This window comes from Trichococcus collinsii, from assembly GCF_900107505.1.
Lineage (GTDB): Bacteria > Bacillota > Bacilli > Lactobacillales > Aerococcaceae > Trichococcus > Trichococcus collinsii.
Window position 1 is genome coordinate 387,793 of sequence record NZ_FNQH01000002.1, and the last position, 23,905, is coordinate 411,697.

At 42.4% G+C, this 23,905-nt stretch carries 35 protein-coding genes and 1 pseudogene; all 36 read right to left on the reverse strand.

Translation table 11 applies throughout. The features are described from left to right. Positions 1 to 46: 46 nt before the first annotated feature. A complete protein-coding gene (gene rpsK, locus BLV66_RS06140; RefSeq protein ID WP_068623076.1) occupies positions 47 to 433 on the reverse strand; it encodes a 30S ribosomal protein S11 in 387 nt (128 codons plus the stop codon). Positions 434 to 460: 27 nt separating this feature from the next. After that, a complete protein-coding gene (gene rpsM / locus BLV66_RS06145; protein WP_086626920.1) occupies positions 461 to 826 on the reverse strand; it encodes a 30S ribosomal protein S13 in 366 nt (121 codons plus the stop codon). Positions 827 to 846: 20 nt separating this feature from the next. Next, positions 847 to 960 carry a 50S ribosomal protein L36 gene (rpmJ, locus tag BLV66_RS06150; RefSeq protein WP_062470716.1) on the reverse strand — a complete coding sequence of 38 codons (114 nt, stop codon included), beginning with the start codon at positions 958 to 960 and terminating at the stop codon, positions 847 to 849. A gap of 33 nt (positions 961 to 993) precedes the next feature. After that, positions 994 to 1,212 (reverse strand): translation initiation factor IF-1, encoded by a 219-nt coding sequence (gene infA / locus BLV66_RS06155; protein WP_068558953.1) that lies wholly within the window; start codon positions 1,210 to 1,212, stop codon positions 994 to 996. 135 nt (positions 1,213 to 1,347) lie between these two features. Continuing rightward, entirely contained in the window at positions 1,348 to 1,992 is a 645-nt protein-coding gene (locus BLV66_RS06160; protein WP_086987668.1) for an adenylate kinase, read from the reverse strand. A 67-nt stretch (positions 1,993 to 2,059) separates the two neighbouring features. Continuing rightward, a complete protein-coding gene (gene secY, locus BLV66_RS06165; protein WP_086987327.1) occupies positions 2,060 to 3,352 on the reverse strand; it encodes a preprotein translocase subunit SecY in 1,293 nt (430 codons plus the stop codon). Then, a complete protein-coding gene (gene rplO / locus BLV66_RS06170; RefSeq protein WP_086626918.1) occupies positions 3,352 to 3,792 on the reverse strand; it encodes a 50S ribosomal protein L15 in 441 nt (146 codons plus the stop codon). The genes secY and rplO overlap by 1 nt, the downstream gene beginning before the upstream one ends. Positions 3,793 to 3,825: 33 nt before the next feature. After that, positions 3,826 to 4,008 carry a 50S ribosomal protein L30 gene (gene rpmD, locus BLV66_RS06175; protein ID WP_086987326.1) on the reverse strand — a complete coding sequence of 61 codons (183 nt, stop codon included), beginning with the start codon at positions 4,006 to 4,008 and terminating at the stop codon, positions 3,826 to 3,828. Between the two features lie 13 nt (positions 4,009 to 4,021). Beyond that, positions 4,022 to 4,522 carry a 30S ribosomal protein S5 gene (gene rpsE, locus BLV66_RS06180; protein WP_086987325.1) on the reverse strand — a complete coding sequence of 167 codons (501 nt, stop codon included), beginning with the start codon at positions 4,520 to 4,522 and terminating at the stop codon, positions 4,022 to 4,024. A gap of 20 nt (positions 4,523 to 4,542) precedes the next feature. Continuing rightward, positions 4,543 to 4,899, reverse strand: a complete 357-nt coding sequence (gene rplR / locus BLV66_RS06185; protein ID WP_086987324.1) for a 50S ribosomal protein L18 — start codon at positions 4,897 to 4,899, stop codon at positions 4,543 to 4,545. A 64-nt stretch (positions 4,900 to 4,963) separates the two neighbouring features. After that, positions 4,964 to 5,500 (reverse strand): 50S ribosomal protein L6, encoded by a 537-nt coding sequence (rplF, locus tag BLV66_RS06190; protein WP_086987323.1) that lies wholly within the window; start codon positions 5,498 to 5,500, stop codon positions 4,964 to 4,966. Between the two features lie 42 nt (positions 5,501 to 5,542). Continuing rightward, a complete protein-coding gene (rpsH, locus tag BLV66_RS06195) occupies positions 5,543 to 5,941 on the reverse strand; it encodes a 30S ribosomal protein S8 (protein WP_086626913.1) in 399 nt (132 codons plus the stop codon). A 34-nt stretch (positions 5,942 to 5,975) separates the two neighbouring features. Then, positions 5,976 to 6,161 carry a type Z 30S ribosomal protein S14 gene (locus BLV66_RS06200; protein ID WP_072763659.1) on the reverse strand — a complete coding sequence of 62 codons (186 nt, stop codon included), beginning with the start codon at positions 6,159 to 6,161 and terminating at the stop codon, positions 5,976 to 5,978. Between the two features lie 20 nt (positions 6,162 to 6,181). After that, positions 6,182 to 6,721, reverse strand: coding sequence for a 50S ribosomal protein L5 (gene rplE / locus BLV66_RS06205; RefSeq protein ID WP_086987322.1), 540 nt, complete (start codon positions 6,719 to 6,721; stop codon positions 6,182 to 6,184). A 26-nt stretch (positions 6,722 to 6,747) separates the two neighbouring features. Continuing rightward, on the reverse strand, positions 6,748 to 7,056 hold the full coding sequence (rplX, locus tag BLV66_RS06210; protein ID WP_068558971.1) for a 50S ribosomal protein L24: 309 nt from the start codon (positions 7,054 to 7,056) through the stop codon (positions 6,748 to 6,750). Positions 7,057 to 7,090: 34 nt separating this feature from the next. Further along, positions 7,091 to 7,459: a 50S ribosomal protein L14 gene (gene rplN / locus BLV66_RS06215; protein WP_068558973.1), complete on the reverse strand. Its 369-nt coding sequence runs from the start codon at positions 7,457 to 7,459 to the stop codon at positions 7,091 to 7,093. A gap of 43 nt (positions 7,460 to 7,502) precedes the next feature. Beyond that, entirely contained in the window at positions 7,503 to 7,769 is a 267-nt protein-coding gene (gene rpsQ, locus BLV66_RS06220; RefSeq protein ID WP_086987321.1) for a 30S ribosomal protein S17, read from the reverse strand. A gap of 27 nt (positions 7,770 to 7,796) precedes the next feature. Further along, positions 7,797 to 7,991, reverse strand: coding sequence for a 50S ribosomal protein L29 (rpmC, locus tag BLV66_RS06225; protein ID WP_068558977.1), 195 nt, complete (start codon positions 7,989 to 7,991; stop codon positions 7,797 to 7,799). Next, a complete protein-coding gene (gene rplP / locus BLV66_RS06230) occupies positions 7,981 to 8,415 on the reverse strand; it encodes a 50S ribosomal protein L16 (protein WP_068558979.1) in 435 nt (144 codons plus the stop codon). Before rplP ends, rpmC begins: the two co-directional genes overlap by 11 nt. Before the next feature lie 3 nt (positions 8,416 to 8,418). Next, positions 8,419 to 9,075, reverse strand: a complete 657-nt coding sequence (gene rpsC / locus BLV66_RS06235; RefSeq protein WP_086987320.1) for a 30S ribosomal protein S3 — start codon at positions 9,073 to 9,075, stop codon at positions 8,419 to 8,421. A 3-nt stretch (positions 9,076 to 9,078) separates the two neighbouring features. Continuing rightward, positions 9,079 to 9,435: a 50S ribosomal protein L22 gene (gene rplV, locus BLV66_RS06240; RefSeq protein WP_086987319.1), complete on the reverse strand. Its 357-nt coding sequence runs from the start codon at positions 9,433 to 9,435 to the stop codon at positions 9,079 to 9,081. Positions 9,436 to 9,455: 20 nt separating this feature from the next. Beyond that, positions 9,456 to 9,737, reverse strand: coding sequence for a 30S ribosomal protein S19 (gene rpsS, locus BLV66_RS06245; RefSeq protein ID WP_068558985.1), 282 nt, complete (start codon positions 9,735 to 9,737; stop codon positions 9,456 to 9,458). A gap of 53 nt (positions 9,738 to 9,790) precedes the next feature. Then, complete coding sequence (rplB, locus tag BLV66_RS06250) at positions 9,791 to 10,621, reverse strand: 50S ribosomal protein L2 (RefSeq protein ID WP_086626907.1); 831 nt, start codon at positions 10,619 to 10,621, stop codon at positions 9,791 to 9,793. Between the two features lie 34 nt (positions 10,622 to 10,655). Further along, on the reverse strand, positions 10,656 to 10,940 hold the full coding sequence (gene rplW, locus BLV66_RS06255; protein ID WP_068558989.1) for a 50S ribosomal protein L23: 285 nt from the start codon (positions 10,938 to 10,940) through the stop codon (positions 10,656 to 10,658). Next, on the reverse strand, positions 10,940 to 11,563 hold the full coding sequence (gene rplD / locus BLV66_RS06260; RefSeq protein WP_068558991.1) for a 50S ribosomal protein L4: 624 nt from the start codon (positions 11,561 to 11,563) through the stop codon (positions 10,940 to 10,942). Before rplD ends, rplW begins: the two co-directional genes overlap by 1 nt. 26 nt (positions 11,564 to 11,589) lie before the next feature. Further along, on the reverse strand, positions 11,590 to 12,228 hold the full coding sequence (gene rplC / locus BLV66_RS06265) for a 50S ribosomal protein L3 (RefSeq protein WP_086626906.1): 639 nt from the start codon (positions 12,226 to 12,228) through the stop codon (positions 11,590 to 11,592). 38 nt (positions 12,229 to 12,266) lie between these two features. Then, positions 12,267 to 12,575, reverse strand: coding sequence for a 30S ribosomal protein S10 (gene rpsJ, locus BLV66_RS06270; RefSeq protein ID WP_068558995.1), 309 nt, complete (start codon positions 12,573 to 12,575; stop codon positions 12,267 to 12,269). A 404-nt stretch (positions 12,576 to 12,979) separates the two neighbouring features. Next, a complete protein-coding gene (locus BLV66_RS15770; protein WP_256327835.1) occupies positions 12,980 to 13,504 on the reverse strand; it encodes a P-II family nitrogen regulator in 525 nt (174 codons plus the stop codon). A gap of 57 nt (positions 13,505 to 13,561) precedes the next feature. Continuing rightward, positions 13,562 to 14,764, reverse strand: a pseudogene (locus BLV66_RS06275) (ammonium transporter); the annotation flags it as partial. A 549-nt stretch (positions 14,765 to 15,313) separates the two neighbouring features. Continuing rightward, on the reverse strand, positions 15,314 to 16,501 hold the full coding sequence (tuf, locus tag BLV66_RS06280; protein WP_086987318.1) for an elongation factor Tu: 1,188 nt from the start codon (positions 16,499 to 16,501) through the stop codon (positions 15,314 to 15,316). A gap of 120 nt (positions 16,502 to 16,621) precedes the next feature. Then, entirely contained in the window at positions 16,622 to 18,712 is a 2,091-nt protein-coding gene (fusA, locus tag BLV66_RS06285) for an elongation factor G (RefSeq protein WP_086987667.1), read from the reverse strand. A gap of 117 nt (positions 18,713 to 18,829) precedes the next feature. Beyond that, positions 18,830 to 19,300, reverse strand: coding sequence for a 30S ribosomal protein S7 (rpsG, locus tag BLV66_RS06290; RefSeq protein ID WP_086626904.1), 471 nt, complete (start codon positions 19,298 to 19,300; stop codon positions 18,830 to 18,832). A 45-nt stretch (positions 19,301 to 19,345) separates the two neighbouring features. Then, positions 19,346 to 19,762 carry a 30S ribosomal protein S12 gene (rpsL, locus tag BLV66_RS06295; RefSeq protein ID WP_086987317.1) on the reverse strand — a complete coding sequence of 139 codons (417 nt, stop codon included), beginning with the start codon at positions 19,760 to 19,762 and terminating at the stop codon, positions 19,346 to 19,348. A gap of 333 nt (positions 19,763 to 20,095) precedes the next feature. Then, positions 20,096 to 21,574: a lysine--tRNA ligase gene (lysS, locus tag BLV66_RS06300; protein ID WP_086987666.1), complete on the reverse strand. Its 1,479-nt coding sequence runs from the start codon at positions 21,572 to 21,574 to the stop codon at positions 20,096 to 20,098. 107 nt (positions 21,575 to 21,681) lie between these two features. Then, on the reverse strand, positions 21,682 to 22,710 hold the full coding sequence (dusB, locus tag BLV66_RS06305) for a tRNA dihydrouridine synthase DusB (RefSeq protein WP_086987316.1): 1,029 nt from the start codon (positions 22,708 to 22,710) through the stop codon (positions 21,682 to 21,684). Positions 22,711 to 22,897: 187 nt separating this feature from the next. Further along, positions 22,898 to 23,824: a cysteine synthase A gene (gene cysK / locus BLV66_RS06310; RefSeq protein ID WP_086987315.1), complete on the reverse strand. Its 927-nt coding sequence runs from the start codon at positions 23,822 to 23,824 to the stop codon at positions 22,898 to 22,900. Between the last annotated feature and the right edge of the window lie 81 nt (positions 23,825 to 23,905).

Below are 23,905 nucleotides of genomic sequence, written 5' to 3' on the forward strand. Positions count from 1 at the left end.
GTTAGTGAGTCCATTGCGTTTCGTTACATACAAGTACAATTCTCAATTAAACACGACGACGTTTTGGTGGACGGCATCCATTATGAGGAATAGGCGTTACGTCGCGGATTGCGGTAACTTCCAAACCTGCTGCTTGCAATGAACGAATGGCAGCTTCACGTCCAGAACCAGGACCTTTAACAGCTACTTCAACTGTTTTCATGCCATGTTCCATAGAAACTTTAGCTGCTGCTTCTGCAGCCATTTGTGCAGCATAAGGAGTAGATTTACGAGAACCTCTGAATCCTAATGAACCTGCTGATGACCATGAAATAGCATTTCCATGAACATCTGTAATCATAACAATAGTATTATTAAAAGTTGAGCGGATATGTGCTACACCAGCTTCAACATTCTTTTTTACGCGGCGTTTGCGAGCTACTTTTTTAGCCATGAAGTTTTGACCTCCTTCACTTAATTATTATTTTTTCTTACCAGTGACTGCTTTAGATGGGCCTTTACGAGTGCGTGCGTTGTTCTTAGTGTTTTGTCCGCGAACAGGCAAACCACGACGGTGACGCATTCCTCTGTAAGAACCAATTTCAATCAATCGTTTAATATTTAGGTTAACTTCACGACGAAGATCGCCTTCAACCTTTAATTTATCCACTTCAATACGGATACGGTCTAATTCATCATTCGTTAAATCACGAACGCGAGTATCTTCTGAAACCTCAGCTGCTGCTAAAACTTTTTGAGCTGTGTTCAATCCGATACCAAAAATATAAGTTAATGAAATAACTACACGTTTGTCACGCGGAACATCTACTCCTGCGATACGAGCCATTTATAGGCACCTCCTTGTTATTATCCTTGGCGTTGTTTGTGTTTGGGATTTTCGCAAATCACCATAACACGACCATTGCGGCGAATGACTTTGCATTTTTCGCAAATGGGTTTTACTGATGCTCTAACTTTCATTTAAATTCCCTCCTATTTAGTGATGGAGTGCAATTATTTAAAGCGGTAAGTAATGCGTCCACGAGTAAGATCGTACGGTGACAATTCTACCGTAACTTTATCGCCTGGCAAAATGCGGATGTAATGCATTCTAATTTTACCAGATACGTGAGCTAATACTATGTGACCATTTTCAAGTTCGACTTTAAACATTGCATTGGGCAAAGTTTCAACGACAACTCCTTCGATCTCAATTACATCGTCTTTCGCCACGCCTGCTAACCTCCTAACATTCTGTTGAGCTGATTAATCTTATGTCTTGGCAATTTTTACTCTAACTGCTAGATTATACCATAGCAAGTATCGATTGAAAAGAAATTTTCGATTAATTTCAAATGACAGTTACAACTATTCTATAATCTTTTGGATTTCGGTAAACAAGTTGTCGATGCCGATTTCGCCATCCACATTATGTACCAATCCTTTTTCGCTGTAAAATGCAATGATTGGTTTAGACTGTTCTAGATTAATCTGAATGCGATTTTCTACGGTTTCAGGCTTGTCATCTTCACGTTGATAGAATTCGTGTCCGCCACAGCGATCGCATGTTCCTTCTGTTTTAGGAGGATTGTTTTCTTTGTGGTAAGTCGCTCCGCAAGAGCGGCAAATGATTCTACCTGTGAGACGTTGCATCAAAACTTCAGGGTTCACATCAATGTTAATAACAGCATCGATTTTTTTGTCGAGTTCATTCATGATAGCTTCAAGTGCTTTTGCTTGTACGAGGGTTCTTGGAAAACCATCCAATAAAAAGCCTTTTTCAGTATCAGATTCTGCTAATCTCTCTTTAACGATTCCGTTTGTAACTTCATCTGGAACAAGTTCGCCTTTATCCATATATGATTTTGCTTCCAGGCCCAACGCTGTCTCATTTTTCATGGCAGCTCGGAACATGTCTCCTGTAGAGATATGCGGAATATTGTATTTCGCGATGATCTTTTCAGCCTGTGTTCCTTTTCCAGCACCGGGAAGACCCATAATAATTAGGTTCATCATTTTACTGCCTCCTAAAGATGTAAGAATATGTGACGAGGAAATCACTTCCCCCCCCACAAACTTACTATTGAATAAATCCTTGGTAATTACGTTTAACCATTCGACCTTCAATTTGTCTTGCCGTTTCCAATGCAGTACCAACTACAATCAGAAGACTTGTACCGCCAAGGGCGAGCGAGTCCGGCAAATCCCACAAACCTGAGGCAATGATTGGCAATAACGCAATAAGTCCAAGAAATAGCGCGCCGACCGTACTTAATCGCATAATCATGCCGGAAATGTAATCTTCTGTCCCTTTACCCGGACGTACACTTGGAATATAGCCGCCTTGCTTTTGCAAGTTCTCTGCCATCTTTTCAGGATTGATCTGAATGAAGGCATAGAAGTAAGTAAAGACAACGATCAATACCGTATAGATTGTTGCGCCGATGGGTTCACGGTAATTAAAGATGGTTGACAAAATTTGATACCAGCTAGCTTCACTTTGACTTGCCGCGAAAAATCCAAGGATTGTTTGCGGGGTCATCATGAAAGAACTGGCAAAGATTACTGGAATGACTCCAGCAGAATTGATTTTTAAAGGCAAATGCGCGGATTGATTTGATCCGGAAGCACGCTTGGAATATTGAATGGGGATTTTACGTTCAGCTTGTTGAACGTACACAACGAGTATGACCACCAATAATATTGCTATCAAAAGCGCAACCGAGAACAAAATGTTGTTCATTAAATCGGATCCTGCATCCACAAAACGATCATTGTAATAAGTGTAAAGATCTGTAGGGATTCTTGCGATGATACCTGAGAAGATGATCAATGACGTTCCGTTTCCGATACCGTGCATTGAAATCGATTCTCCGATAAAAACAACAAGCATCGAACCTGCTGTCATCACTAACGCGATGATCATATAAGTTGTCATACCCGGATCGTTGACCAATCCCAAGTTTGAGAGTTGGTTGAAACCGATCGAAACACCGACAGATTGAACAAATGCTAAAATGACTGTCAAATATCTTGTAACTTGATTTAACTTTCTTCTACCTACTTCACCCTGTTTGGACCATTCCACAAATTTCGGAACAATGTCCATTTGTAACAATTGAACGACAATAGAAGAAGTGATGTATGGCGAAACACCCATAGCGAAAATGGAATACTGACTAAGTGCTCCACCTCCGAATGTGTTCAACAGACTGAACAAGCCTGTTGATGCCAAGTTTGTGATGGCACCCGCATCAACACCCGGTACAGTAATATGTGTTCCGAGACGGAACACAATCAACATACCTAGAGTAAAAAAGATTCTATTTCTAATGTCCTTCGCCTGAAATGCATTTTTCAGAAGAGCAAACATTAGATCACCTCAACAGTCCCACCTGCAGCTTCGATAGCTTTTTGTGCTGCTTCGGAGAATTTATTAGCTTTAACTGTCAGTTTTTTCTCAACGCTTCCGTTGCCTAAAACTTTGATGCCTGATTTTTCATCTTTGACAATACCAGTTTCAACTAATAAAGCTGGAGTAACTTCTGTACCATCTTCGAAACGGTTTAAGATTTCTAAGTTGATGACAGCATATTCCTTACGGTTGATGTTCGTGAATCCACGTTTTGGAAGACGACGGAACAATGGAGTTTGTCCACCCTCGAATCCAAGTCTCACACCGCCGCCTGAACGGGCTTTTTGACCTTTATGTCCACGACCGGATGTTTTACCATTACCGGATGAAGATCCGCGACCGACACGGTTACGTTCTTTACGTGAACCTACAGCAGGTTTTAATTCATGAAGTTTCATAGTAACTTGGCACCTCCTTTAATCTGATGTTTATTATTTAACTTCTTCTGATATAACTAAGTGGCTTACTGTGTTGACCATGCCCAAGATAGCTGGGTTAGCTGGTTTAACAACAGATTTGCCGATTTTGGACAATCCCAAAGCTTTGCAAGTATCTTTTTGGTTTTGAGGACGTCCAATCAAGCTGCGTTTTAAAGTGATCTTTACTTCTGCCATTTTGTAGTCCTCCTTATCCTAGTAATTCTTCAACTGTTTTGCCGCGTAATTTCGCAACGTCTTCAGCATTTTTCAACTGTTTCAAGCCATCGATTGTAGCACGTACCATGTTGATAGGTGTGTTAGAACCAAGGGATTTGCTTGTGATATCAGCGATACCAGCTAATTCGACAACGGCACGGACTGCTCCGCCTGCAGAAACTCCGGAACCGGATTTAGCAGGTTTCAACATTACGTTACCGCCACAGAAAGTTCCGATAACTTTGTGAGGGATTGTTGATTCAGACATTGGAACTTCAATAAGGCTCTTTTTAGCAGATTCGATAGCTTTACGAATAGCTTCAGGAACCTCAGCTGCTTTACCAGTACCGAATCCTACATGTCCGTTTCTGTCTCCTACAACAACTAAAGCAGCAAAACGTAGACGACGTCCACCTTTAACAACTTTTGTTACACGATTGATCGCAACAACGCGGTCTTCTAATTCAATATGATTTGGGTCAACATAAACCATGTGTGGTTATCCTCCTTTTCTTAGAAATCTAGTCCATTTTCGCGAGCAGCTTCAGCTAAAGCCTGTACACGGCCATGGTACAGATAGCCACCACGGTCAAAGACTACTTTTTTGATACCTTTAGCAACAGAACGTTCAGCAATCAGTTTTCCAACTGCAGTAGCAGCTTCAGTTTTAGTACCGGTTGCGATTTCTGTTTCTTTTGTAGAGGCACTTGCTAGCGTCACACCCGCTACGTCATCAATTAATTGAGCGTAGATGTTTTTGTTGGAACGGAAAACGTTCAAGCGTGGGCACTCTGCAGTACCAGAGATTTTTCTTCTTACGCGTGCGTGTCTAGCTTGGCGCACTTTGTTTTTATCTGGTTTAGTAATCACAATTGTCACCTCTTTAAATTTATTTTGTTGGGTCGTTCAGGAAGCAAGTAAAAATAGCGGACTATTATTTACCTGTCTTACCTTCTTTACGACGGATGATTTCGTTAACGTATTTGATACCTTTACCTTTGTAAGGCTCTGGTGGGCGTACGCCGCGGATGTTGGCTGCCAAAGCGCCAACTTTAGCTTTATCGTAACCTTTAACGATGATTTTAGTGTTAGTTGGTACTTCCACTTCGATACCGTCTTCAGGTGTGAATTCAACTGGATGAGAATAGCCGACGTTCAATACAAGTTTTTTGCCTTGCAATTGAGCACGGTACCCAACCCCTACTAAGTCCAATTCTTTCATAAATCCTTCAGATACACCTACAACCATGTTGTTTACCAACGCGCGTGTAGTACCATGAATTGATTTAGTGAATTTCTCTTCGTTAGGACGAGTGAAAGTAACAGTGTTTCCATCGATCTTGATGCCGATCATTTCATTAAATGTGCTAGTTAATTCGCCTTTCGGGCCTTTAACTGTAACAGTGTTACCTTGTTGAGTAACGGTTACGCCAGCTGGGATTTCGATTGCTTTATTTCCAATACGACTCACAGGGCTGCACCTCCTTTATCTTCTATTTTTTTTTTTTGAAAATTACCAAATGTAAGCTAATACTTCGCCGCCGATGTTTTTCGCTCTTGCTTCTTTGTCGGTGATAACACCTTCAGAAGTAGACACGATTGCGATTCCTAAACCATTCAATACTTTAGGGATGTCGCCAGTTTTAGCGTATACACGCAAACCTGGTTTTGAAATACGTTTCAAACCAGTGATGACGCGTTCGTTGTTTGGACCATATTTTAAGAATACACGGATAACACCTTGTTTGTCGTCTGAAGTGTAATCAAAGTTTTTGATGAAACCTTCAGCCTTAAGAATGTTAGCGATCTCTAATTTTGTCTTTGATGCAGGCACTTCTAAAGATTCGTGACGTACCATGTTGGCATTACGAATACGAGTTAAGAAATCTGCGATTGGATCTGTCATGACCATTTACATTATACCTCCTTTTGCGAGTATGGTTAAATTACCAGCTAGCCTTTTTCACGCCGGGAATTTGTCCTTTATAGGCAAGTTCACGGAAGCAAATACGGCAAAGTTTGAATTTGCGATAAACTGAATGTGGACGTCCGCAACGTTCACAACGAGAGTAAGCTTGAGTAGAATGTTTTGCGGGACGTTTGTTTTTAGCAATCATGGATTTTTTAGCCAATTATTATTCGCCTCCTTAGCTTATTTTTGGAATGGCATTCCAAGTTGTGTCAATAATTCTCTTGATTCTTCGTCAGTGTTAGCAGTAGTTACGATAACGATATCCATACCACGTACTTTGTCGACTCTATCATAGTCAACTTCTGGGAAAATCAATTGTTCTTTGATACCTAAAGTATAGTTTCCACGACCATCAAAAGATTTTTTGCTGATCCCACGGAAGTCACGTACACGTGGTAATGAAACAGTTACTAGTTTATCCAAGAAGTCGTACATTCTTTCGCCACGTAAAGTAACTTTAGTGCCGATAGGCATACCTTCACGTAAACGGAATGCAGCGATTGATTTTTTAGCTAAAGTGATAACTGGTTTTTGACCAGCGATCAAAGTTAGTTCTTCAACTGCTTTATCTAGGTTTTTTGTGTTTGAAACTGCATCACCCACACCCATGTTGATGACAATTTTGTCAATTTTAGGTGCTTGCATGATTGAGCTGTATTCAAATTTTTCCATCAACGATGGAACGATTTCTTTTGTGTATCTTTCTTTTAAACGGTTCATTTAGAATATCCTCCTTCCTCTAATAATTAATCAATGATTTCGCCGGTTTTTTTGGAAACGCGGACTTTTTTGCCATCTACGACTTTAGATCCTACGCGAGTAGGTTCGCCAGTTTTAGCATCAATTAACATAATGTTAGAAACATGGATAGGTGCTGCCTCTTCAAGAATTCCACCTGTTGGGTTTGTTTGAGAAGCTTTGCGATGTTTCTTGACAATATTAATGCCTTCGACAATAACACGATCTTTTTTAGGGAAAGTTTTAAGGATGACTCCTTCTTTACCTTTATCTTTTCCAGTAATGACTTTAACTTTATCACCAGTTTTTACGTGCATGCTTTGTTGCACCTCCTTCATTTATGACAGTTGATTACAATACTTCTGGAGCAAGGGAAACGATCTTCATGTAGTTATTGTCACGCAATTCACGTGCAACTGGTCCAAAGATACGTGTTCCACGAGGGCTCTTGTCGTCACGAATGATTACACAAGCATTTTCGTCAAATTTGATGTAAGAACCATCTTTACGGTGTGCGCCATGTTTCGTACGAACGATAACAGCTTTAACTACATCACCCTTTTTGACAACACCACCGGGTGTAGCTTGTTTTACTGTGCAGACGATTGTATCACCAATTCCTGCGAATTTGCGGTTTGATCCACCTAACACTTTGATAGTTAACACTTCTTTAGCGCCTGAATTATCGGCAACTCTTAAGCGGGATTCTGTTTGTATCACGTCAGTATCCTCCTTCCGGATATAAAAATATTTATTTGTCTGATTAGATGATTACTGATTCTTCAACAACTTCAAGCAAACGGAAGTTTTTAGTAGCAGATAGAGGACGAGTCTCCATAATTCTAACTACATCACCCATTTTAGCTTGGTTGTTTTCATCATGTGCCTTGTACTTTTTAGAGTACTTAACGCGTTTACCGTAAGTAGGATGTGTTTTTGTTGTAGATACTTCTACAACGATTGTTTTATCCATCTTGTCAGAAACAACAACACCTTGGTAGACTTTACGTTGGTTACGTTCTTCAGTCATTTCGTTGTGACCTCCTTTGCTGATCTACTATTTTTGCAATTCTTGTTGTCGCAATACAGTTTTAATACGTGCAATTGATTTGCGTACTTCTTTCAAGCGGGCAGTATTTTCTAACTGTCCGGTTGCAAGTTGGAATCGTAGATTGAATAATTCATCTTTGAATTGTTTTTCTTTTTCAATCATTTCAGCAGTGGATAACTCTTTAAGTTCATTAGCCTTCATTCGATTCACCACCAATTTCTTTACGTTTTACAATTTTTGTTTTAACTGGCAATTTGTGAGATGCAAGACGTAGAGCTTCGCGTGCCACTTCTTCAGGGACGCCTGCTACTTCGAACATGATCTTGCCGCGTTTAACTGGAGATACCCAACCTTCAGGTGCCCCTTTACCAGAACCCATACGGACTCCGATAGCTTTGGATGTATATGATTTGTGAGGGAATATTTTGATCCAAACTTTCCCGCCACGTTTCATGTAACGAGTCATAGCGATACGAGCAGCTTCGATCTGACGGTTTGTGATCCAATGAGAGTCAACAGCTTGCAAACCATATTCGCCGAAAACTACTTCTTTTCCGCCTTTAGCTTCTCCGCGCATTTTCCCACGGAACTCACGACGGTGTTTTACACGTTTAGGTACTAACATTGGTTATTTCCCTCCTTTCTCAGTTGTTTTTTTTGCTGGTAAAACTTCACCACGGTAAATCCAAACTTTAACGCCTAATTTACCATAAGTTGTATCTGCTTCTTCCCAAGCGTAGTCGATGTCCGCACGCAATGTATGCAATGGAACAGTTCCTTCAGCATGAGTTTCAGCACGAGCGATATCTGCACCATTCAAACGACCAGAAACTTGCGTTTTGATCCCTTTAGCGCCAGATCTCATTGTACGTTGGATTGCTTGTTTTTGCGCACGACGGAAAGCTACACGGTTTTCCAACTGTTTAGCGATACCTTCAGCGACCAATTTAGCATCCAAGTCTGGTCTTTTGATTTCCACGATGTTGATGTGTACTTTTTTACCAGTAAGTTCATTTAACTCTTTACGAGTTTTTTCAACTTCAGAACCGCCTTTACCGATTACCATACCAGGTTTGGCAGTATGGATAGAAACGTTCACGCGGTTAGCTGCACGTTCGATTTCAATTTTAGAAACAGAAGCTTCGCTTAAGTTCTTTGCGATGTATTTACGGATACGTAAATCTTCATGTAAGAAAGCTGCGTAATCTTTTTCAGCGTACCATTTAGCATCCCAGTCACGAATGATGCCGACACGTAATCCTAATGGATGAATTTTTTGACCCACAGATTATCCCTCCTTCTTTTCTGATACCACGATTGTAATGTGGCTAGTACGTTTCATGATTGGTGAAGCTGATCCTTTTGCACGTGGACGGAAACGTTTCATCGTTGGTCCTTCGTTAACATAAGCCTCGCTTACTACCAAGTTTTCGATATCTAAGTCATAATTATGTTCTGCATTAGCAATTGCTGACATCAACACTTTTTCTACAACGGGCGAAGCGCCACGCGGTGTGAATTTCAGAATGGAGATTGCGTCTCCGATGCTTTTGCCTCTGATAAGATCCACTACTAAACGAACCTTACGAGCGGCAATGCGAACAGTTTGTGCAGATGCTTTTGCAGCTGTGATTTGTTCTGGCATGTTATTTCCTCCCCTCGTAATTAACGGCGACCTGTTTTCTTGTCGTCTGCGGCATGGCCACGGTATGTTCTTGTTGGAGCGAATTCTCCTAATTTGTGTCCTACCATGTCTTCTTGAATGTAAACTGGAACGTGTTTTCTTCCATCATAAACTGCAATCGTTTGTCCGATGAATTGTGGGAAAATTGTTGAGCGGCGAGACCAAGTTTTAATTACTTGTTTCTTTTCGCTAGCTAGAGCAGCTTCAACTTTCTTAATTAAATGTTCATCGACAAAAGGTCCTTTTTTCAAACTACGACCCATGGTGAAGCCTCCTTTCGATTATGTGTTGCTTCAGTTACTTATTGTTGTAATAATTATTTTTTACGTCCGCGAACGATTAGCTTGCTAGATTTAGCTTTCTTGCTACGAGTTTTGTAACCAAGAGCAGGTTTACCCCAAGGAGTAACTGGCGCTTTGCGTCCGATTGGAGATTTACCTTCACCACCACCGTGTGGGTGATCGTTCGGGTTCATTACAGAACCACGGACAGTAGGGCGTTTACCCAACCAACGGTTACGTCCAGCTTTACCGATGTTGATCAATTCGTGTTGTTCGTTACCTACTGAACCGATTGTTGCACGGCAAGTTGAAAGGATTAAACGTACTTCGCTTGAGTTCAAACGAACTAGTGTATATTTACCTTCTTGTCCAAGTACTTGAGCACTTGTACCAGCTGAACGGATCAATTGACCGCCTTTGCCTGGTTTTGTTTCGATGTTGTGGATAACAGTACCGACTGGGATAGTTGACAATGGCATTGCGTTTCCGATTTTGATATCAGATCCTACTCCAGATTCGATTTGTTGGCCTACTTCGATGCCTTTAGGGGCAATAATGTAAGTCTTGATTCCATCAACATATTGGATCAATGCGATATTTGCAGTGCGGTTTGGATCGTACTCGACAGCTTTGACGATACCAACGACTCCATCTTTATTACGTTTGAAGTCGATCACACGGTAAGCACGTTTGTGTCCACCAGCTTGATGACGAACGGTAATTTTACCTTGGTTGTTGCGACCGGCTTTTCTTTTGATTGGTTCGACCAAAGATTTCTCAGGTGTTGTTTTTGTAATTTCTGCGAAATCAGAACCAGTCATATTACGACGGCCGTTTGTGGTAGGTTTGTATTTCTTAATCGCCACGTTTTTTCCCCTCCTATTTGATTATTTAAGTAAATTAATTTTCGAATAATTCGATTGTTTTAGAATTTTCAGTCAAAGTGATAATTGCTTTACGGCGTTTTTTTGTATAGCCTTTGTATTTACCCATACGTTTAAGTTTGCCGCGTACATTCATGATGTTTACGTTTTTAACATCTACACCGAACAATGATTCGATAGATTGTTTAACCAATGTTTTGTTAGCACGTACATCCACTTCAAAGGTATATTTCTTTTCATCCATTGCAAGCATAGAAGCTTCCGTGATGATTGGGCGTTTGATAACGTCTGTTGCTTCCATTATATAAGAGCCTCCTCTACCTTAGAAAGAGCAGCTTGTGTCAAGACTAATTTGTTGTTTGAAACAACATCCAATACGTTGATTCCTGTTTCGTTAACAACTGTTACGCCAGGAAGGTTACGTGCAGATAATGCTGCAAAATCGTTGTCGTTTTCTACAACAACCAATACTTTCGTATCAACGTTAAGGTTTTTCAACACATTTGCAAATTCTTTTGTTTTTGGTGCATCGAAGTTCAATGTTTCAACTACGATCAAGTCTCCTTCAGCAACTTTCGTTGAAAGAACAGATTTGATAGCTAAGCGACGAACTTTTTTGTTTAATTTATAGCTGTAAGAACGAGGTGTTGGTCCAAAGACAACTCCACCGCCAACCCATTGTGGTGAACGGATTGAACCTTGGCGTGCACGGCCTGTTCCTTTTTGTTTCCATGGTTTACGACCACCACCGCTGACAGCGCTGCGGTTTTTTACTGCGTGAGTTCCTTGTCTTAAAGAAGCGCGTTGCATGATGATTGCATCGTAAACAACGTTTTCGTTAGGCTCGATCCCAAAGATTTCTTCATTCAAAGTTACTTCACCGTTTTGTGTTCCATCTTGTTTAAATAAGGCTACGTTTGGCATTTTTCTCGTTCCTCCTCTCTTTTATATTATTTGTTTGCAGCTTTGCGGGCTACTTTGATTTCGATTAACGATTTTTTAGAACCAGGTACGTTACCTTTGATCAGGATTACGTTTTTCTCAACGTCAACCATAACGACTTCAAGGTTTTGGATAGTAACGCGATCGTTACCCATACGTCCTGCTAATTTTTTGCCTTTGAATACGCGGGATGGGAATGAAGCAGCACCCATTGAACCCGGACGACGATGGTAACGAGATCCGTGGGCCATAGGTCCGCGGCTTTGTCCGTGACGTTTGATTACGCCTTGGAAACCATGTCCTTTAGTGGTACCAGTGACATCAACAATGTCGCCGGCTTCAAAGATATCAACTTTGATTTCTTTTCCTACTTCGTATTCTCCTAGCTCAACATTGTTAAATTCACGAATGAAGCGCTTAGGAGCAGTTTTTGCTTTTGCTGCATGACCCTTAGCAGGTTTGTTTGACAATACTTCACGCATTTCTTGGTAGCCTAGTTGTACCGCTTCGTAGCCGTCTGTTTCGTTGGTTTTAACTTGTAAAACAACGTTTGGAGTAGCTTCGATAACTGTAACTGGTACTAACTCACCGTTTGCAGTAAAGAATTGAGTCATTCCTACTTTTTTGCCTAAGATTCCTTTGGTCATGGTAACACCTCCGTTTGTTTTTTATATGATAGGTTTGATTATAATTTGATTTCGATGTCTACGCCGCTTGGTAAGTCAAGCTTCATCAAAGCGTCAACAGTTTTTGTTGTTGGGTTGATGATGTCGATTAGACGTTTGTGTGTAAGCATTTCGAACTGCTCACGAGAATCTTTGTACTTGTGAGTAGCACGGATCACTGTGTATAGTGATCTTTCAGTCGGCAATGGAATCGGACCAGAAACGGTAGCTCCCGTTCTTTTTGCTGTTTCCACGATTTTATCCGCTGATTGATCAAGAGCACGGTGTTCATATGCTTTTAAACGAATACGTATTTTTTGTTTTGCCATGTTGTTCCCTCCTTCGTCAGATGTAATTCATAAGACTAGCTCCACGAAAATTCCCCGGCACACCCGCCGTGACAAAGCGACCGGGTGTGTCGCAACCTCTCGTCTCTTAGCTGCAGTTCCCGAATGAACGGTCCCCAATACATTATTCATAACCATGAATGCCGTACCAATATATTATACATAATCGCATTAGTTAAAGCAAGTCTTTTCTGAAAATAATATTCAGTTTATGCTATTATCCAAATGACCAGTATTGCCTGAGCACTATGAAGCATTTTGTCCCTTTACTATTATACTGATCCACAAGAAGAATGCAAGTCCAATGACAACGTTGAATAGCCAGACTCAAGAAATGCAAAAAAATTAAATAAGGGGCCGTCTCGTATGAGACAACCCCTTACAGCTTATTCGTTCGGATATTCCAAAGCTTTCTTACCTTCATCCCCTGTGCTGATACGGATGACGTTTTCTACATTATAGATGAATATTTTTCCGTCCCCGATATTGCCTGAGTACAAAGCTTTTCTGGCAGCATCCACGACTGCTTGGACAGGAACCGTGCTGACGACAACTTCGACACGGATCTTCGGCAGCAAGTCGGCTTCTGTCTCAACGCCACGGTAATAAGTAGAGTGGCCTTTTTGCATGCCGTAGCCGAATACATCGAAAACGGTCATGCCTGTGATGCCGATACCGTTCAGTGCTTTTTTCAGACCCTCAAATTTACTTTCGTTCGTGATGATTTCAATTTTGGTGATTTTTGTTTGTGGTTCTTGACCGCCAGTTGTTACCCCAGAGGCTTGGTATTCCACAACCACTGACTTGTCCAAATCTTCAAGAGATGCATTCGCGAAGGCCAATTCCTGATCGTTGCCCCCGAAAGTGCGCTCCTGGAATTTTTGGAAAGCCGTTCTCAATTCACCCGGCACAACCGATGTAGCTGTATTTGAATAATTGGTTTCACTAAAAGCTACAGCGAGACTGCCGTATGCCGTTTCGCCATGGAGAGCATAATCCAATCCAATTTCTTCTTCTTCTTGAGAGACTCGCACTGGCATAAATTTACTAATCAATTTCAACAGTAGATAGGACATGATACCGGCGTATGCAAGTACAGCCAGAATGCTGACAATTTCCGCAATCAAAAGTGATGTACTACCATCTACCAAACCACCTTCGATTGCAGGGTTGATACTGCTTGTTGCAAAGATACCTGTTGCGATTCCGCCCCAGATACCACCGATACCATGGCATCCGAATGCATCAAGCGCATCATCATAATCAAATTTCTTCTTCAGGACGGATACGCCATAGAAGCAGACAATCCCGCCAATGAAACCGATGGCTAAAGCTGAAATCGGGCTGACGAATCCGGCACCAGGCGTGATGGAGACTAGACCGGCAACGATCCCGCTGACGAATCCAAGAGCAGTCGGTTTCTTGTGGATTATCCATTCGCAGATCATCCAGCTTATGCCGGCAGTAGCAGCAGCAGTGTTTGTAGTGATGAATGCATCTAGTGCAATATCATTGATTGCCAGAGCGCTTCCAGCGTTGAAGCCGAACCAGCCGAACAACAGAAGGCCGGCACCGATCATTGTCATCGGAATATTATGCGGTTTGACGGAATCGTGGTTTTTCCTTTTGCCGAGATAAATGGCTGCTACCAGAGCCGAAATACCGGAACTGATATGGATGACACTCCCACCTGCGAAGTCGAGTGCACCTAGTTCGCGGATCCAACCGCCATTCCCCCAAATCCAGTGAGCAATCGGATCATAGACGAAAGTAGTCCATAAAAGGATGAAGGCAAGGAACGCTGGAAACTTCATGCGTTCCGCAATGCTTCCTGAAATCAAGGCTGGAGTGATGATTGCGAAAGCCATCTGGAACATCATGAATAGTTGATGCGGAATAGTCGGTGCATAGTCAATCGGCGTGAAGCCTACACCGTTGAGTAATGTGAAAGACAAATCGCCGAAAAATTTCGAGTCGCCTCCGAATACAAAAGAATATCCGAATAATAGCCATTGGATAGAAACAATTGCGATGGCAGCGTAACTGTGCATCGTCGTGCTGAGAACATTTTTCTTCCGGACCATCCCTCCGTAGAATAGGGATAAAGCGGGCGTCATCATCATGACTAAAATCGTTGCAAGGAAGACGAAAGTTGTATCTGCATAATTAATGTTCTCCATATAGATTCTCCTTCTGTTGATAAATTTTTTGGTGTATTACTGCTTTGTGATGTTTCATACTTTACACCCAAAAAAAAGAAAATCATTAAAATTATGACGACACGTGTGATGATATATGACATGAACAAGGCGTTTCGGAGGAATAAGACTGCAAGAGTTGCCCTAACAGCAAATAAAAGGCTATTCCGCCCTTGATAAGTGCTGTAACAGTGTCATGAAAACGGTTCAATCACTAAATTTGCGTTATATAACCTGACATGAAACGACGTCGCAACAAAAAAAGTTAAAAATTGGGCAATATATCTGTAAAATAGCTGCGTTCAATGGATGGATCACCCCAGCAAGCCCAGTCGATATTCCTGTTTCTTCTATATAATGGGAACACCAACAAAGATAGAATTGAAATGGTAAAAATTTTGGGCTCTCCCCCCTGCACAAAAAGACGCTCTATTAAAGAGCGCCTTCCAGGATCGAAATTTTCCGAAAAAAAAAAAACGGAAGCCGAGGCTCCCGTTTTCCGAATTTTATTTTGAAATAAAATTATTTAGTGATTGAAGCTACAACGCCAGCGCCTACTGTACGTCCACCTTCACGAATAGAGAACTTAGTTCCGTCTTCGATAGCGATTGGGTGGATCAATTCGATAGTCATAGTAACGTTGTCGCCAGGCATTACCATTTCAACGCCTTCTGGTAAGTTACATACGCCTGTAACGTCAGTTGTACGGAAATAGAATTGTGGACGGTAGTTTGTGAAGAATGGAGTGTGACGTCCGCCTTCTTCTTTTGAAAGTACATAAACTTCAGCAGTGAAAGTTGTATGTGGAGTGATTGAACCTGGTTTAGCCAATACTTGACCACGTTGGATTTGCTCACGTGTAACACCACGTAACAAAGCTCCTACGTTATCGCCAGCTTCAGCGTAATCCAATAATTTACGGAACATTTCAACACCGGTAACAACTGTTTTCTTAGTTTCTTCAGCAATACCGACGATTTCAACTTCGTCACCAACGCGGACTTGTCCACGCTCAACACGGCCTGTAGCAACAGTACCACGTCCAGTGATTGAGAATACGTCCTCGATAGGCATCATGAAAGGCTTGTCAGTTTGACGAACTGGAGTTGGGATATATTCGTCAACAGCAGCCATCAATTCTAAGATTTTTTCTTCGTAAGCTGGGTCGCCTTCAAGAGCTCTCAAAGCTGAACCAGCGATTACAGGAACATCGTCGCCAGGGAAATCGTAGTCTGTTAACAGGTCACGAACTTCCATTTCAACTAATTCCAATAATTCTTCATCGTCAACCATGTCGACTTTGTTCAAGAATACTACGATGTAAGGAACACCAACTTGACGAGACAACAAGATGTGCTCGCGAGTTTGTGGCATTGGGCCATCAGCAGCAGAAACTACCAAGATAGCGCCGTCCATTTGTGCAGCACCAGTGATCATGTTTTTAACATAGTCAGCATGGCCTGGGCAGTCTACGTGAGCGTAGTGACGAGTTTCAGTTGAGTATTCAACGTGAGAAGTGTTGATCGTGATACCACGTTCTCTTTCTTCTGGAGCGTTGTCGATTGCAGCATAGTTAGATGCCTCAGCGAACCCTTTTTTAGCTAAAACTGTTGTGATAGCTGCAGTTAATGTTGTTTTACCATGGTCAACGTGTCCGATTGTACCAACGTTAACATGGGGCTTTGAACGGTCGAATTTTACTTTTGCCATTTTAAATCATTTCCTCCTCATATTGAGTGCTTATAATTTGTCTAGACTTTAATCGTCTATCGTATAAAGTATACCGATTTGTGCTCGAAAAAGCAATATACAAGCTAAGCAACGGCGAGATTACTCTTCGCTATTTTTTCCGCTTTTCTTGATGATTTCTTCTTGAACAGATTTAGGAACAGCTTCGTAATGATCGAATGTCATTGAGAACGTTCCGCGGCCTTGTGTAGAAGAACGTAAAGTTGTAGCATATCCAAACATTTCTGATAATGGAATGCTACTCTTAACGATTTGTGCGTTACCGCGTGCTTCAGTACCTTCGATACGTCCACGACGAGAACTTACATGACCCATTACATCTCCCAAATAGTCATCAGGAACTGTAATTTCTACAGCCATCATTGGTTCAAGGATTGCAGGGTCAGCTTTTTTAGCTGCGTTACGCAAAGCAAGTGAAGCAGCAACTTTAAATGCTGTTTCAGATGAATCGACATCATGGTAAGAACCATCATACAATTTAGCTTTAACGTCAACTAAAGGATAACCAGCCAACACACCGTTTTCCATAGCGTCTCTCAAACCCGCTTCAACTGCAGGGATGTATTCACGAGGAACAACCCCACCGACGATAGCATTTTCAAACTCAAAGCCTTTTCCTTCTTCATTAGGAGTAAACTCAACCCATACGTGACCGAATTGACCTTTACCACCTGATTGACGAACGAATTTACCTTCAGATTGAACTGATTGACGGAATGTTTCACGGTAAGATACTTGAGGAGCACCTACTGTAGCTTCAACTTTGAACTCACGTCTCATACGGTCAACGATGATGTCCAAGTGCAACTCACCCATACCAGCGATGATTGTTTGACCAGTCTCTGGGTTAGTGGAAGCACGGAAAGTAGGATCTTCTTCAGAAAGTTTCTGTAGCGCGATACCCATTTTATCTTGGTCAGCTTTTGATTTAGGTTCAATAGCAACTTCGATAACTGGTTCTGGGAAATTCATGGATTCAAGGATTACTTGTTTCTTTTCATCACACAAAGTGTCTCCTGTAGTCGTATCTTTCAAACCAACTGCAGCAGCGATATCTCCAGCAAATACTTCTGGGATTTCGTTACGGTGGTTAGCATGCATCTGTAGGATACGGCCTACACGTTCGCGTTTGCCTTTAGTGGCATTCTGAACGTAAGAACCACTTTGAAGAGTACCAGCATATACGCGGAAGAATGTCAGACGGCCTACAAACGGGTCAGTCATAACTTTAAATGCTAAGGCTGCAAATGGCGCTTCGTCGCTTGCAGGAACAGCAACTTGTTCTTCAGTGTCTACGTCAGTACCTGTGATGGCAGCAACATCCAATGGTGATGGAAGGTAGTCAATAACTGCATCAAGCAACAATTGAACGCCTTTATTTTTGAAAGCAGAACCGCAAAGCATCGGGAAAAATTCTACATTACATGTAGCAGTACGAATACCTTGTTTCAATTCTTCTTTCGTAATTTCTTCACCATCAAGATATTTTTCCATCAAAGCTTCATCAGTTTCAGCAACAGCTTCAACTAATTTAGTATGCCATTCTTCAGCTGCTTCAAGATATTCCGCTGGGATATCTTCTTCATGGTATTCAGTACCTTCGTCGTTGTCATAGATTTCAGCCTTCATTTCGACTAAATCAATGATACCTTTGAAGGTATCTTCAGAACCAATCGGCAATTGAATCGGATGCGCATTAGCATTCAGACGGTCATGGAGAGTGTCTAAAGAGTATAAGAAATCTGCACCCATTTTGTCCATTTTGTTAGCGAATATAATACGAGGAACACCATAAGTTGTAGCTTGACGCCAAACTGTTTCAGTTTGAGGTTCTACGCCTGATTGTGCATCAAGTAAAGCGACAGCGCCATCCAATACACGTAGGGAACGTTCAACTTCAATAGTGAAGTCCACGTGTCCAGGAGTATCGATGATGTTTACGCGATACCCTTTCCATTGTGCAGTAGTAGCAGCTGAAGTGATGGTAATACCACGTTCTTGTTCTTGTTCCATCCAGTCCATTTGTGAAGCACCCTCATGGGTTTCACCGATCTTATGGATTTTACCGGTATAGTACAAAATACGTTCAGTTGCCGTTGTTTTACCAGCGTCAATATGAGCCATGATACCGATATTTCTCGTATTATGTAGAGAAAATTCTCTTTGTGCCATCTTCTTCAAACACCTCTCTCTTGTAAAAGTAATTGCAAGTCCATTTTATTGAAAAAATGGTGACTTATACAACCATAAAGCAAATTTCTTGCAAGAAAAAATTCTTGCAAGAAAATTTTACCAACGGTAATGAGCGAAAGCTTTGTTAGCTTCTGCCATTTTATGTGTATCTTCACGTTTCTTAACTGAAGCACCAGAGTTGTTAGCAGCATCCATAATTTCTTTAGCAAGACGTTCTTCCATAGTATCTTCACCGCGTAGACGAGAGTAGCTTACCAACCAACGTAATCCTAAAGCCATACGACGATCTGGACGTACTTCGATAGGAACTTGATAGTTAGAACCCCCTACACGACGTGCTTTTACTTCTAAAACAGGCATGATGTTTTTCATAGCTTGTTCGAAAACTTCCAACGGGTCGTTTCCTGTAGATTCTTTGATCATTTCAAATGCGTTATATAAGATTGTAGCAGCTTTACCACGTTTCCCATCAACCATGATACGGTTGATTAAACGAGTCACCAATTTTGAATTGTAAATCGGATCTGGCATTACTTCACGTTTTGTAACTGGACCTTTACGAGGCATTCAAATTCCTCCTTCCTTAACTTTTGTTTTTCATTTATTGTTTAATTATTTTTTCTTAGGTCTCTTAGCTCCGTATTTAGAACGGCTTTGCATACGGTTGGCTACACCAGCTGTATCAAGAGCGCCACGAACGACATGATAACGTACCCCTGGCAAGTCTTTTACTCGTCCGCCACGGATTAGCACCACGCTATGTTCTTGTAGGTTATGTCCGATACCAGGAATGTAAGCTGTAACTTCTAACAAGTTAGACAAACGTACACGAGCGTACTTACGTAACGCTGAGTTAGGTTTTTTCGGAGTCATTGTACCCACACGAGTACAAACACCACGTTTTTGAGGTGAGTTTGTATTTGTTTGAGATTTTTTGAAGCTATTGTAACCTTTTCCTAAAGCAGGAGCAGTTGATTTTACAATAGCAGATTTGCGAGGTTTACGCACTAATTGATTGATTGTAGGCATTGATTTTCCTCCTTCCTCGATGGGATAGCTAGGTCCACACATCCAGGTGGTTCCTTTTTAGTTAAAAAAATAAATAAATCGAATACTTCGACTTACTATTCTTTCTGTGACAATCATACACCAGTCAGCACGACTGAAAGATATTGTTCAGGAATCTGTGTATAAAATCACCTTATGAATCATAACACGTATATTTCTGTCCGTCAACCGTTTGTCTTGTATTATTTGTAATTTTTTTGTTTTTTTTCATTCGATTCCGGGCGCACCCGCAGCGCGCTATTCTTTAAACATACAAAGGGCTACCGCAATTTGCGGCAGCCCCTCACATCTAAGTTAAATCTCTAGATTTCTCATCGTCGGGAACAACAGGACGTCCCTGATTGATTGACTGTCGGTCAACATCATCACGAATCTGTCGATGCCGATGCCCAATCCACCTGTCGGAGGCATACCGTATTCCAATGCTTCGATGAAGTCTTCATCCACGCCATGCGCTTCGTCATTGCCTTGCTCTTTTTCAGTAGCTTGCGCTTCGAATCGTTCTCTTTGATCGATTGGATCCGTAAGTTCGGTAAAGGCATTTCCGTATTCCTTGCCCATGATGAAGATTTCAAAACGGTCCGTAAAGCGCGGATCTTCTTCATTTTTACGTGCCAATGGCGAGATCGCCAGCGGATGACCGTAGATGAAAGTCGGCTGAACCAACGTGTCTTCCACAAATGCCTCGAAAAATTCATTGATGATGTGTCCTACCGTCATGTTCTTCGTGAACGGCACATTGTGTTTTTCCGCCAACGCTTGTGCTTCTGCGTCAGTCATCAGTGCCCAGAAATCGACGCCTGTAACGGCTTTGACTGCGTCAACCATGTGGATGCGCGGGTATGGGCCGGCCAAGTTGATTTCGGTACCGTCATAGACCACTGTTGAAGAGCCTTTGACTTTTGCTGTAACCGTCTCAAATATGCCTTCAACCACTTCCATCACATCGTGGAAGTCCGTATAAGCTGTATACATTTCCAACATCGTGAATTCCGGATTGTGGGTTGTATCGATTCCTTCGTTACGGAATACGCGACCGATTTCATAAACCTTTTCCATGCCGCCGATCACAAGACGTTTCAGGTGCAATTCTAATGCGATGCGCATGTATAATTCCATATCCAATGCATTGTGGTGCGTGATGAATGGTCTTGCGGTAGCCCCGCCTGCCATGTTGTGCAAAGTCGGTGTTTCGACTTCCAAATAGCCAAGGCCGTTCAGGTAAGTTCTGATTTCGCTGATGATTTGACTGCGTTGCACGAACTTATTGAAGCTCTCTTTGTTGCTGATCAAGTCAAGGTAGCGCTGACGATACTTCTGTTCAACGTTCGTCAACCCATGATATTTATCAGGCAACGGGCGCAATGCTTTCGTCAAATGTACAAGCTGCGTCGGTTTGATGGTGACTTCACCGGCATCGGTCTTCATGATTGGGCCAGTTACGCCAATGATGTCGCCGAGATCGGCCTGCTTAAAGATAGCATAATTTTCTTCCCCGACAGCGTCTTTGCGCACGTAAATCTGAATTTGGCCTTTGCTGTCCTGCAAATGCGCAAAGCCAACTTTTCCTTTGCCGCGTTTTGTCATGATTCTGCCAGCTACGGAAACGATAGTCTCATCCTTTGCTTCGATTTCCTCTTTCGTAAAAGAATCGAAATCTTGATGGATAGTTGCGGATAAATGTGTTCTTACAAAACCATTTTGAAAGGGTTCAATTCCTTCTTCGCGTAAAGTCTGCATTTTTTCACGGCGAATCAGTAATTGGTCATTCATTTCTTCTGAATGTTTTTCTTGACTCAATGAGGTCACTCCGTTCTTAAATCTACTTGTTTCATAATCTTCTTAATATTGCCAATAAAAGAGTGAAAAATCAAGCCGTCTTAGCTATTTATTTCGATTATTTCGGATGTAGGCGCTTCTTTTGAAAGTTCGCGTTCTTCTATTTCGTAAATGAACCGATCCAGCAGGTCGACAACTTCTTGTTGTTTGGATGCAGAAGTGACTGCAGCTTTTGTTTTTGAAGCACGCGGAATACCTTTCAGGTAATAACCCGCGATGCTGCGGAACTCTTTGACAGCGACTGTTTCACCCTTAAGATCGGTCAATCGGTCCAAGTGCAGTTTTGCGATTTCTAATTTTTCACGCGGAGTCGACTGCGGCAACATCTCTCCGGTTTCCAGATAGTGGACTGTCTGTTTGATCATCCAAGGGTTGCTCAAGGCAGCCCGGCCAATCATGACACCATCCACGCCTGTTTCGTCCATCATTCGCTTCGCATCTTCAGGCGTCTTGACATCCCCGTTCCCCAATAATGGAATACGCGTCAAAGCTTGCTTAACTTCCTTGAAGATGTTCCAGTCAGCTTTGCCATCATACATCTGTACGCGTGTGCGGCCGTGCATCGCAACGGCGGCTGCGCCAGCGCGTTCTGCAGCCAAGGCATTCTCCACTGCAAAAAGATGATCGGAATCCCAACCGGTCCGCATTTTCACGGTTACAGGCTTATCCACGGCATCCACGACTGCGGAAACCATTTCATAGACTTTGCCCGGATCCAACAACCATTTGGCTCCTGCCTCCGCCTTGATGACTTTGCTGACGGGGCAGCCCATATTGATGTCGATGATGGCTGCTTCTGTGTTTTCCGCCACATATTTTGCCGCTTCAACCAGCGTATCCTTGTTGCCGCCCATGATCTGGACGCTCAACGGATACTCATTCGGCTCAATGTGCAGCATCCGCAAAGTCTTCTCATTGCGGAATTGGATGCCCTTATCACTGATCATTTCGCAGACGACCAATCCTGCGCCCATCTCTTTGACGGTGACTCGGAAGGCAGCGTTGCTGATTCCTGCCATCGGTGCGACGGCGACCGGATTGTTGATTTCAATATTGCCAATTTTATACATTTTTTACTTCCTTTATTATTTATTTATGTTGATCCCATCCGTTTTTGGATGCTCGAAAAACTCTTGGACCATTCTATCATCTTACAATCAGTAAGAAAAGGAAAATATCTTGCCTGATTGCAGATGACGCCTCACAAATAAGAAGAAGGACAAGCCATCCAATCGGCCTGTCCTTCATATCCATTTATTATTGTACGCTAAACAAAGGCGTGGAAAGGTAGCGTTCGCCGTTATCCGGTGCCACAGTCACGACTGACTTGCCTTTGCCTAAACGGATGGCCACTTCGACCGCACCAGCGATGGCAGCCCCGCCTGAAATGCCCACCAGAATGCCTTCTTCCCTTGCGACACGGCGAGCCATTTCGAAGGCTTGTTCATTGGAAACTTGAACGATACCGTTGTAGAGTGTCGTGTCCAAGACTGACGGGATAAAGCCCGCCCCGATACCCTGGATTTTGTGCGGGCCTTTCGGCTTTCCGCTCAACACAGCCGAATCGGTAGGCTCCAATGCATAAATCTCCACATTAGGATTGACTTTGCGCAAAGCCTTGCCTACACCCGTAACAGTTCCGCCCGTTCCGACTCCGGCAATAAAGGCGTCAGGTGTTTTGCCTTCAAATGCCTCGATGATTTCCGGGCCGGTAATGGCTTCATGTATAGCAGGATTAGCAGGATTATCGAATTGCATCGGCATAAAGTGATCCGGTTGGGCTGCGATTTCCCTTGCCTTCGCAATCGAACCATTCATTCCTTCAGCGCCCGGAGTCAAAACCAGTTCAGCGCCATAAGCTGCCAACAATAAGCGTCTTTCCATACTCATCGTGTCCGGCATCACAAAAATGGCTTTGTAGCCTTTTGCAGCAGCCAACATAGCTAAGCCGACTCCTGTATTCCCGCTGGTCGGTTCAACGATTGTGTACCCGGGTTTTAGTAGGCCTTCTTCTTCCGCCACTTCGATCATATTCAAAGCGATACGGTCTTTCACACTTCCACCCGCATTGAACGATTCAAGCTTGACGTAAACATCAGCCACACCCTCGGGTACCACTTTATTCAGTTTGATTATCGGTGTGTCTCCGATCAAACTCGCAATTGAAGAAACTATTTTTACCATGTTGATTCCTCCAGCTCAGATAGATTTTACTGATCAGTTCCGTCAAACGGATAGATTACTTCCATTTTAGTTTACGTGAAA

What these genes read in the sequence shown, in the direction of transcription:
- rpsK (WP_068623076.1), bottom strand. Translation starts at nt 433, where the DNA reads ATGGCTAAAAAAGTAGCTCGCAAACGCCGCGTAAAAAAGAATGTTGAA.
- rpsM (WP_086626920.1), bottom strand. Translation starts at nt 826, where the DNA reads ATGGCTCGTATCGCAGGAGTAGATGTTCCGCGTGACAAACGTGTAGTT.
- rpmJ (WP_062470716.1), bottom strand. Translation starts at nt 960, where the DNA reads ATGAAAGTTAGAGCATCAGTAAAACCCATTTGCGAAAAATGCAAAGTC.
- BLV66_RS06160 (WP_086987668.1), bottom strand. Translation starts at nt 1,992, where the DNA reads ATGAACCTAATTATTATGGGTCTTCCCGGTGCTGGAAAAGGAACACAG.
- secY (WP_086987327.1), bottom strand. Translation starts at nt 3,352, where the DNA reads ATGTTTGCTCTTCTGAAAAATGCATTTCAGGCGAAGGACATTAGAAAT.
- rplO (WP_086626918.1), bottom strand. Translation starts at nt 3,792, where the DNA reads ATGAAACTTCATGAATTAAAACCTGCTGTAGGTTCACGTAAAGAACGT.
- rpmD (WP_086987326.1), bottom strand. Translation starts at nt 4,008, where the DNA reads ATGGCAGAAGTAAAGATCACTTTAAAACGCAGCTTGATTGGACGTCCT.
- rpsE (WP_086987325.1), bottom strand. Translation starts at nt 4,522, where the DNA reads ATGGTTTATGTTGACCCAAATCATATTGAATTAGAAGACCGCGTTGTT.
- rpsH (WP_086626913.1), bottom strand. Translation starts at nt 5,941, where the DNA reads ATGGTCATGACAGATCCAATCGCAGATTTCTTAACTCGTATTCGTAAT.
- rplE (WP_086987322.1), bottom strand. Translation starts at nt 6,721, where the DNA reads ATGAACCGTTTAAAAGAAAGATACACAAAAGAAATCGTTCCATCGTTG.
- rplX (WP_068558971.1), bottom strand. Translation starts at nt 7,056, where the DNA reads ATGCACGTAAAAACTGGTGATAAAGTTAAAGTCATTACTGGAAAAGAT.
- rpsQ (WP_086987321.1), bottom strand. Translation starts at nt 7,769, where the DNA reads ATGACTGAAGAACGTAACCAACGTAAAGTCTACCAAGGTGTTGTTGTT.
- rpmC (WP_068558977.1), bottom strand. Translation starts at nt 7,991, where the DNA reads ATGAAGGCTAATGAACTTAAAGAGTTATCCACTGCTGAAATGATTGAA.
- rplP (WP_068558979.1), bottom strand. Translation starts at nt 8,415, where the DNA reads ATGTTAGTACCTAAACGTGTAAAACACCGTCGTGAGTTCCGTGGGAAA.
- rplV (WP_086987319.1), bottom strand. Translation starts at nt 9,435, where the DNA reads ATGCCAGAACAAATCACAGCTGCAAAAGCATCTGCACAAACTGTTCGC.
- rpsS (WP_068558985.1), bottom strand. Translation starts at nt 9,737, where the DNA reads ATGGGTCGTAGTTTGAAAAAAGGACCTTTTGTCGATGAACATTTAATT.
- rplW (WP_068558989.1), bottom strand. Translation starts at nt 10,940, where the DNA reads ATGGAAGCAACAGACGTTATCAAACGCCCAATCATCACGGAAGCTTCT.
- rplD (WP_068558991.1), bottom strand. Translation starts at nt 11,563, where the DNA reads ATGCCAAACGTAGCCTTATTTAAACAAGATGGAACACAAAACGGTGAA.
- rplC (WP_086626906.1), bottom strand. Translation starts at nt 12,228, where the DNA reads ATGACCAAAGGAATCTTAGGCAAAAAAGTAGGAATGACTCAATTCTTT.
- rpsJ (WP_068558995.1), bottom strand. Translation starts at nt 12,575, where the DNA reads ATGGCAAAACAAAAAATACGTATTCGTTTAAAAGCATATGAACACCGT.
- tuf (WP_086987318.1), bottom strand. Translation starts at nt 16,501, where the DNA reads ATGGCAAAAGTAAAATTCGACCGTTCAAAGCCCCATGTTAACGTTGGT.
- fusA (WP_086987667.1), bottom strand. Translation starts at nt 18,712, where the DNA reads ATGGCACAAAGAGAATTTTCTCTACATAATACGAGAAATATCGGTATC.
- rpsG (WP_086626904.1), bottom strand. Translation starts at nt 19,300, where the DNA reads ATGCCTCGTAAAGGTCCAGTTACAAAACGTGAAGTAATGCCAGATCCG.
- rpsL (WP_086987317.1), bottom strand. Translation starts at nt 19,762, where the DNA reads ATGCCTACAATCAATCAATTAGTGCGTAAACCTCGCAAATCTGCTATT.
- lysS (WP_086987666.1), bottom strand. Translation starts at nt 21,574, where the DNA reads ATGAATGACCAATTACTGATTCGCCGTGAAAAAATGCAGACTTTACGC.
- dusB (WP_086987316.1), bottom strand. Translation starts at nt 22,710, where the DNA reads ATGTATAAAATTGGCAATATTGAAATCAACAATCCGGTCGCCGTCGCA.
- cysK (WP_086987315.1), bottom strand. Translation starts at nt 23,824, where the DNA reads ATGGTAAAAATAGTTTCTTCAATTGCGAGTTTGATCGGAGACACACCG.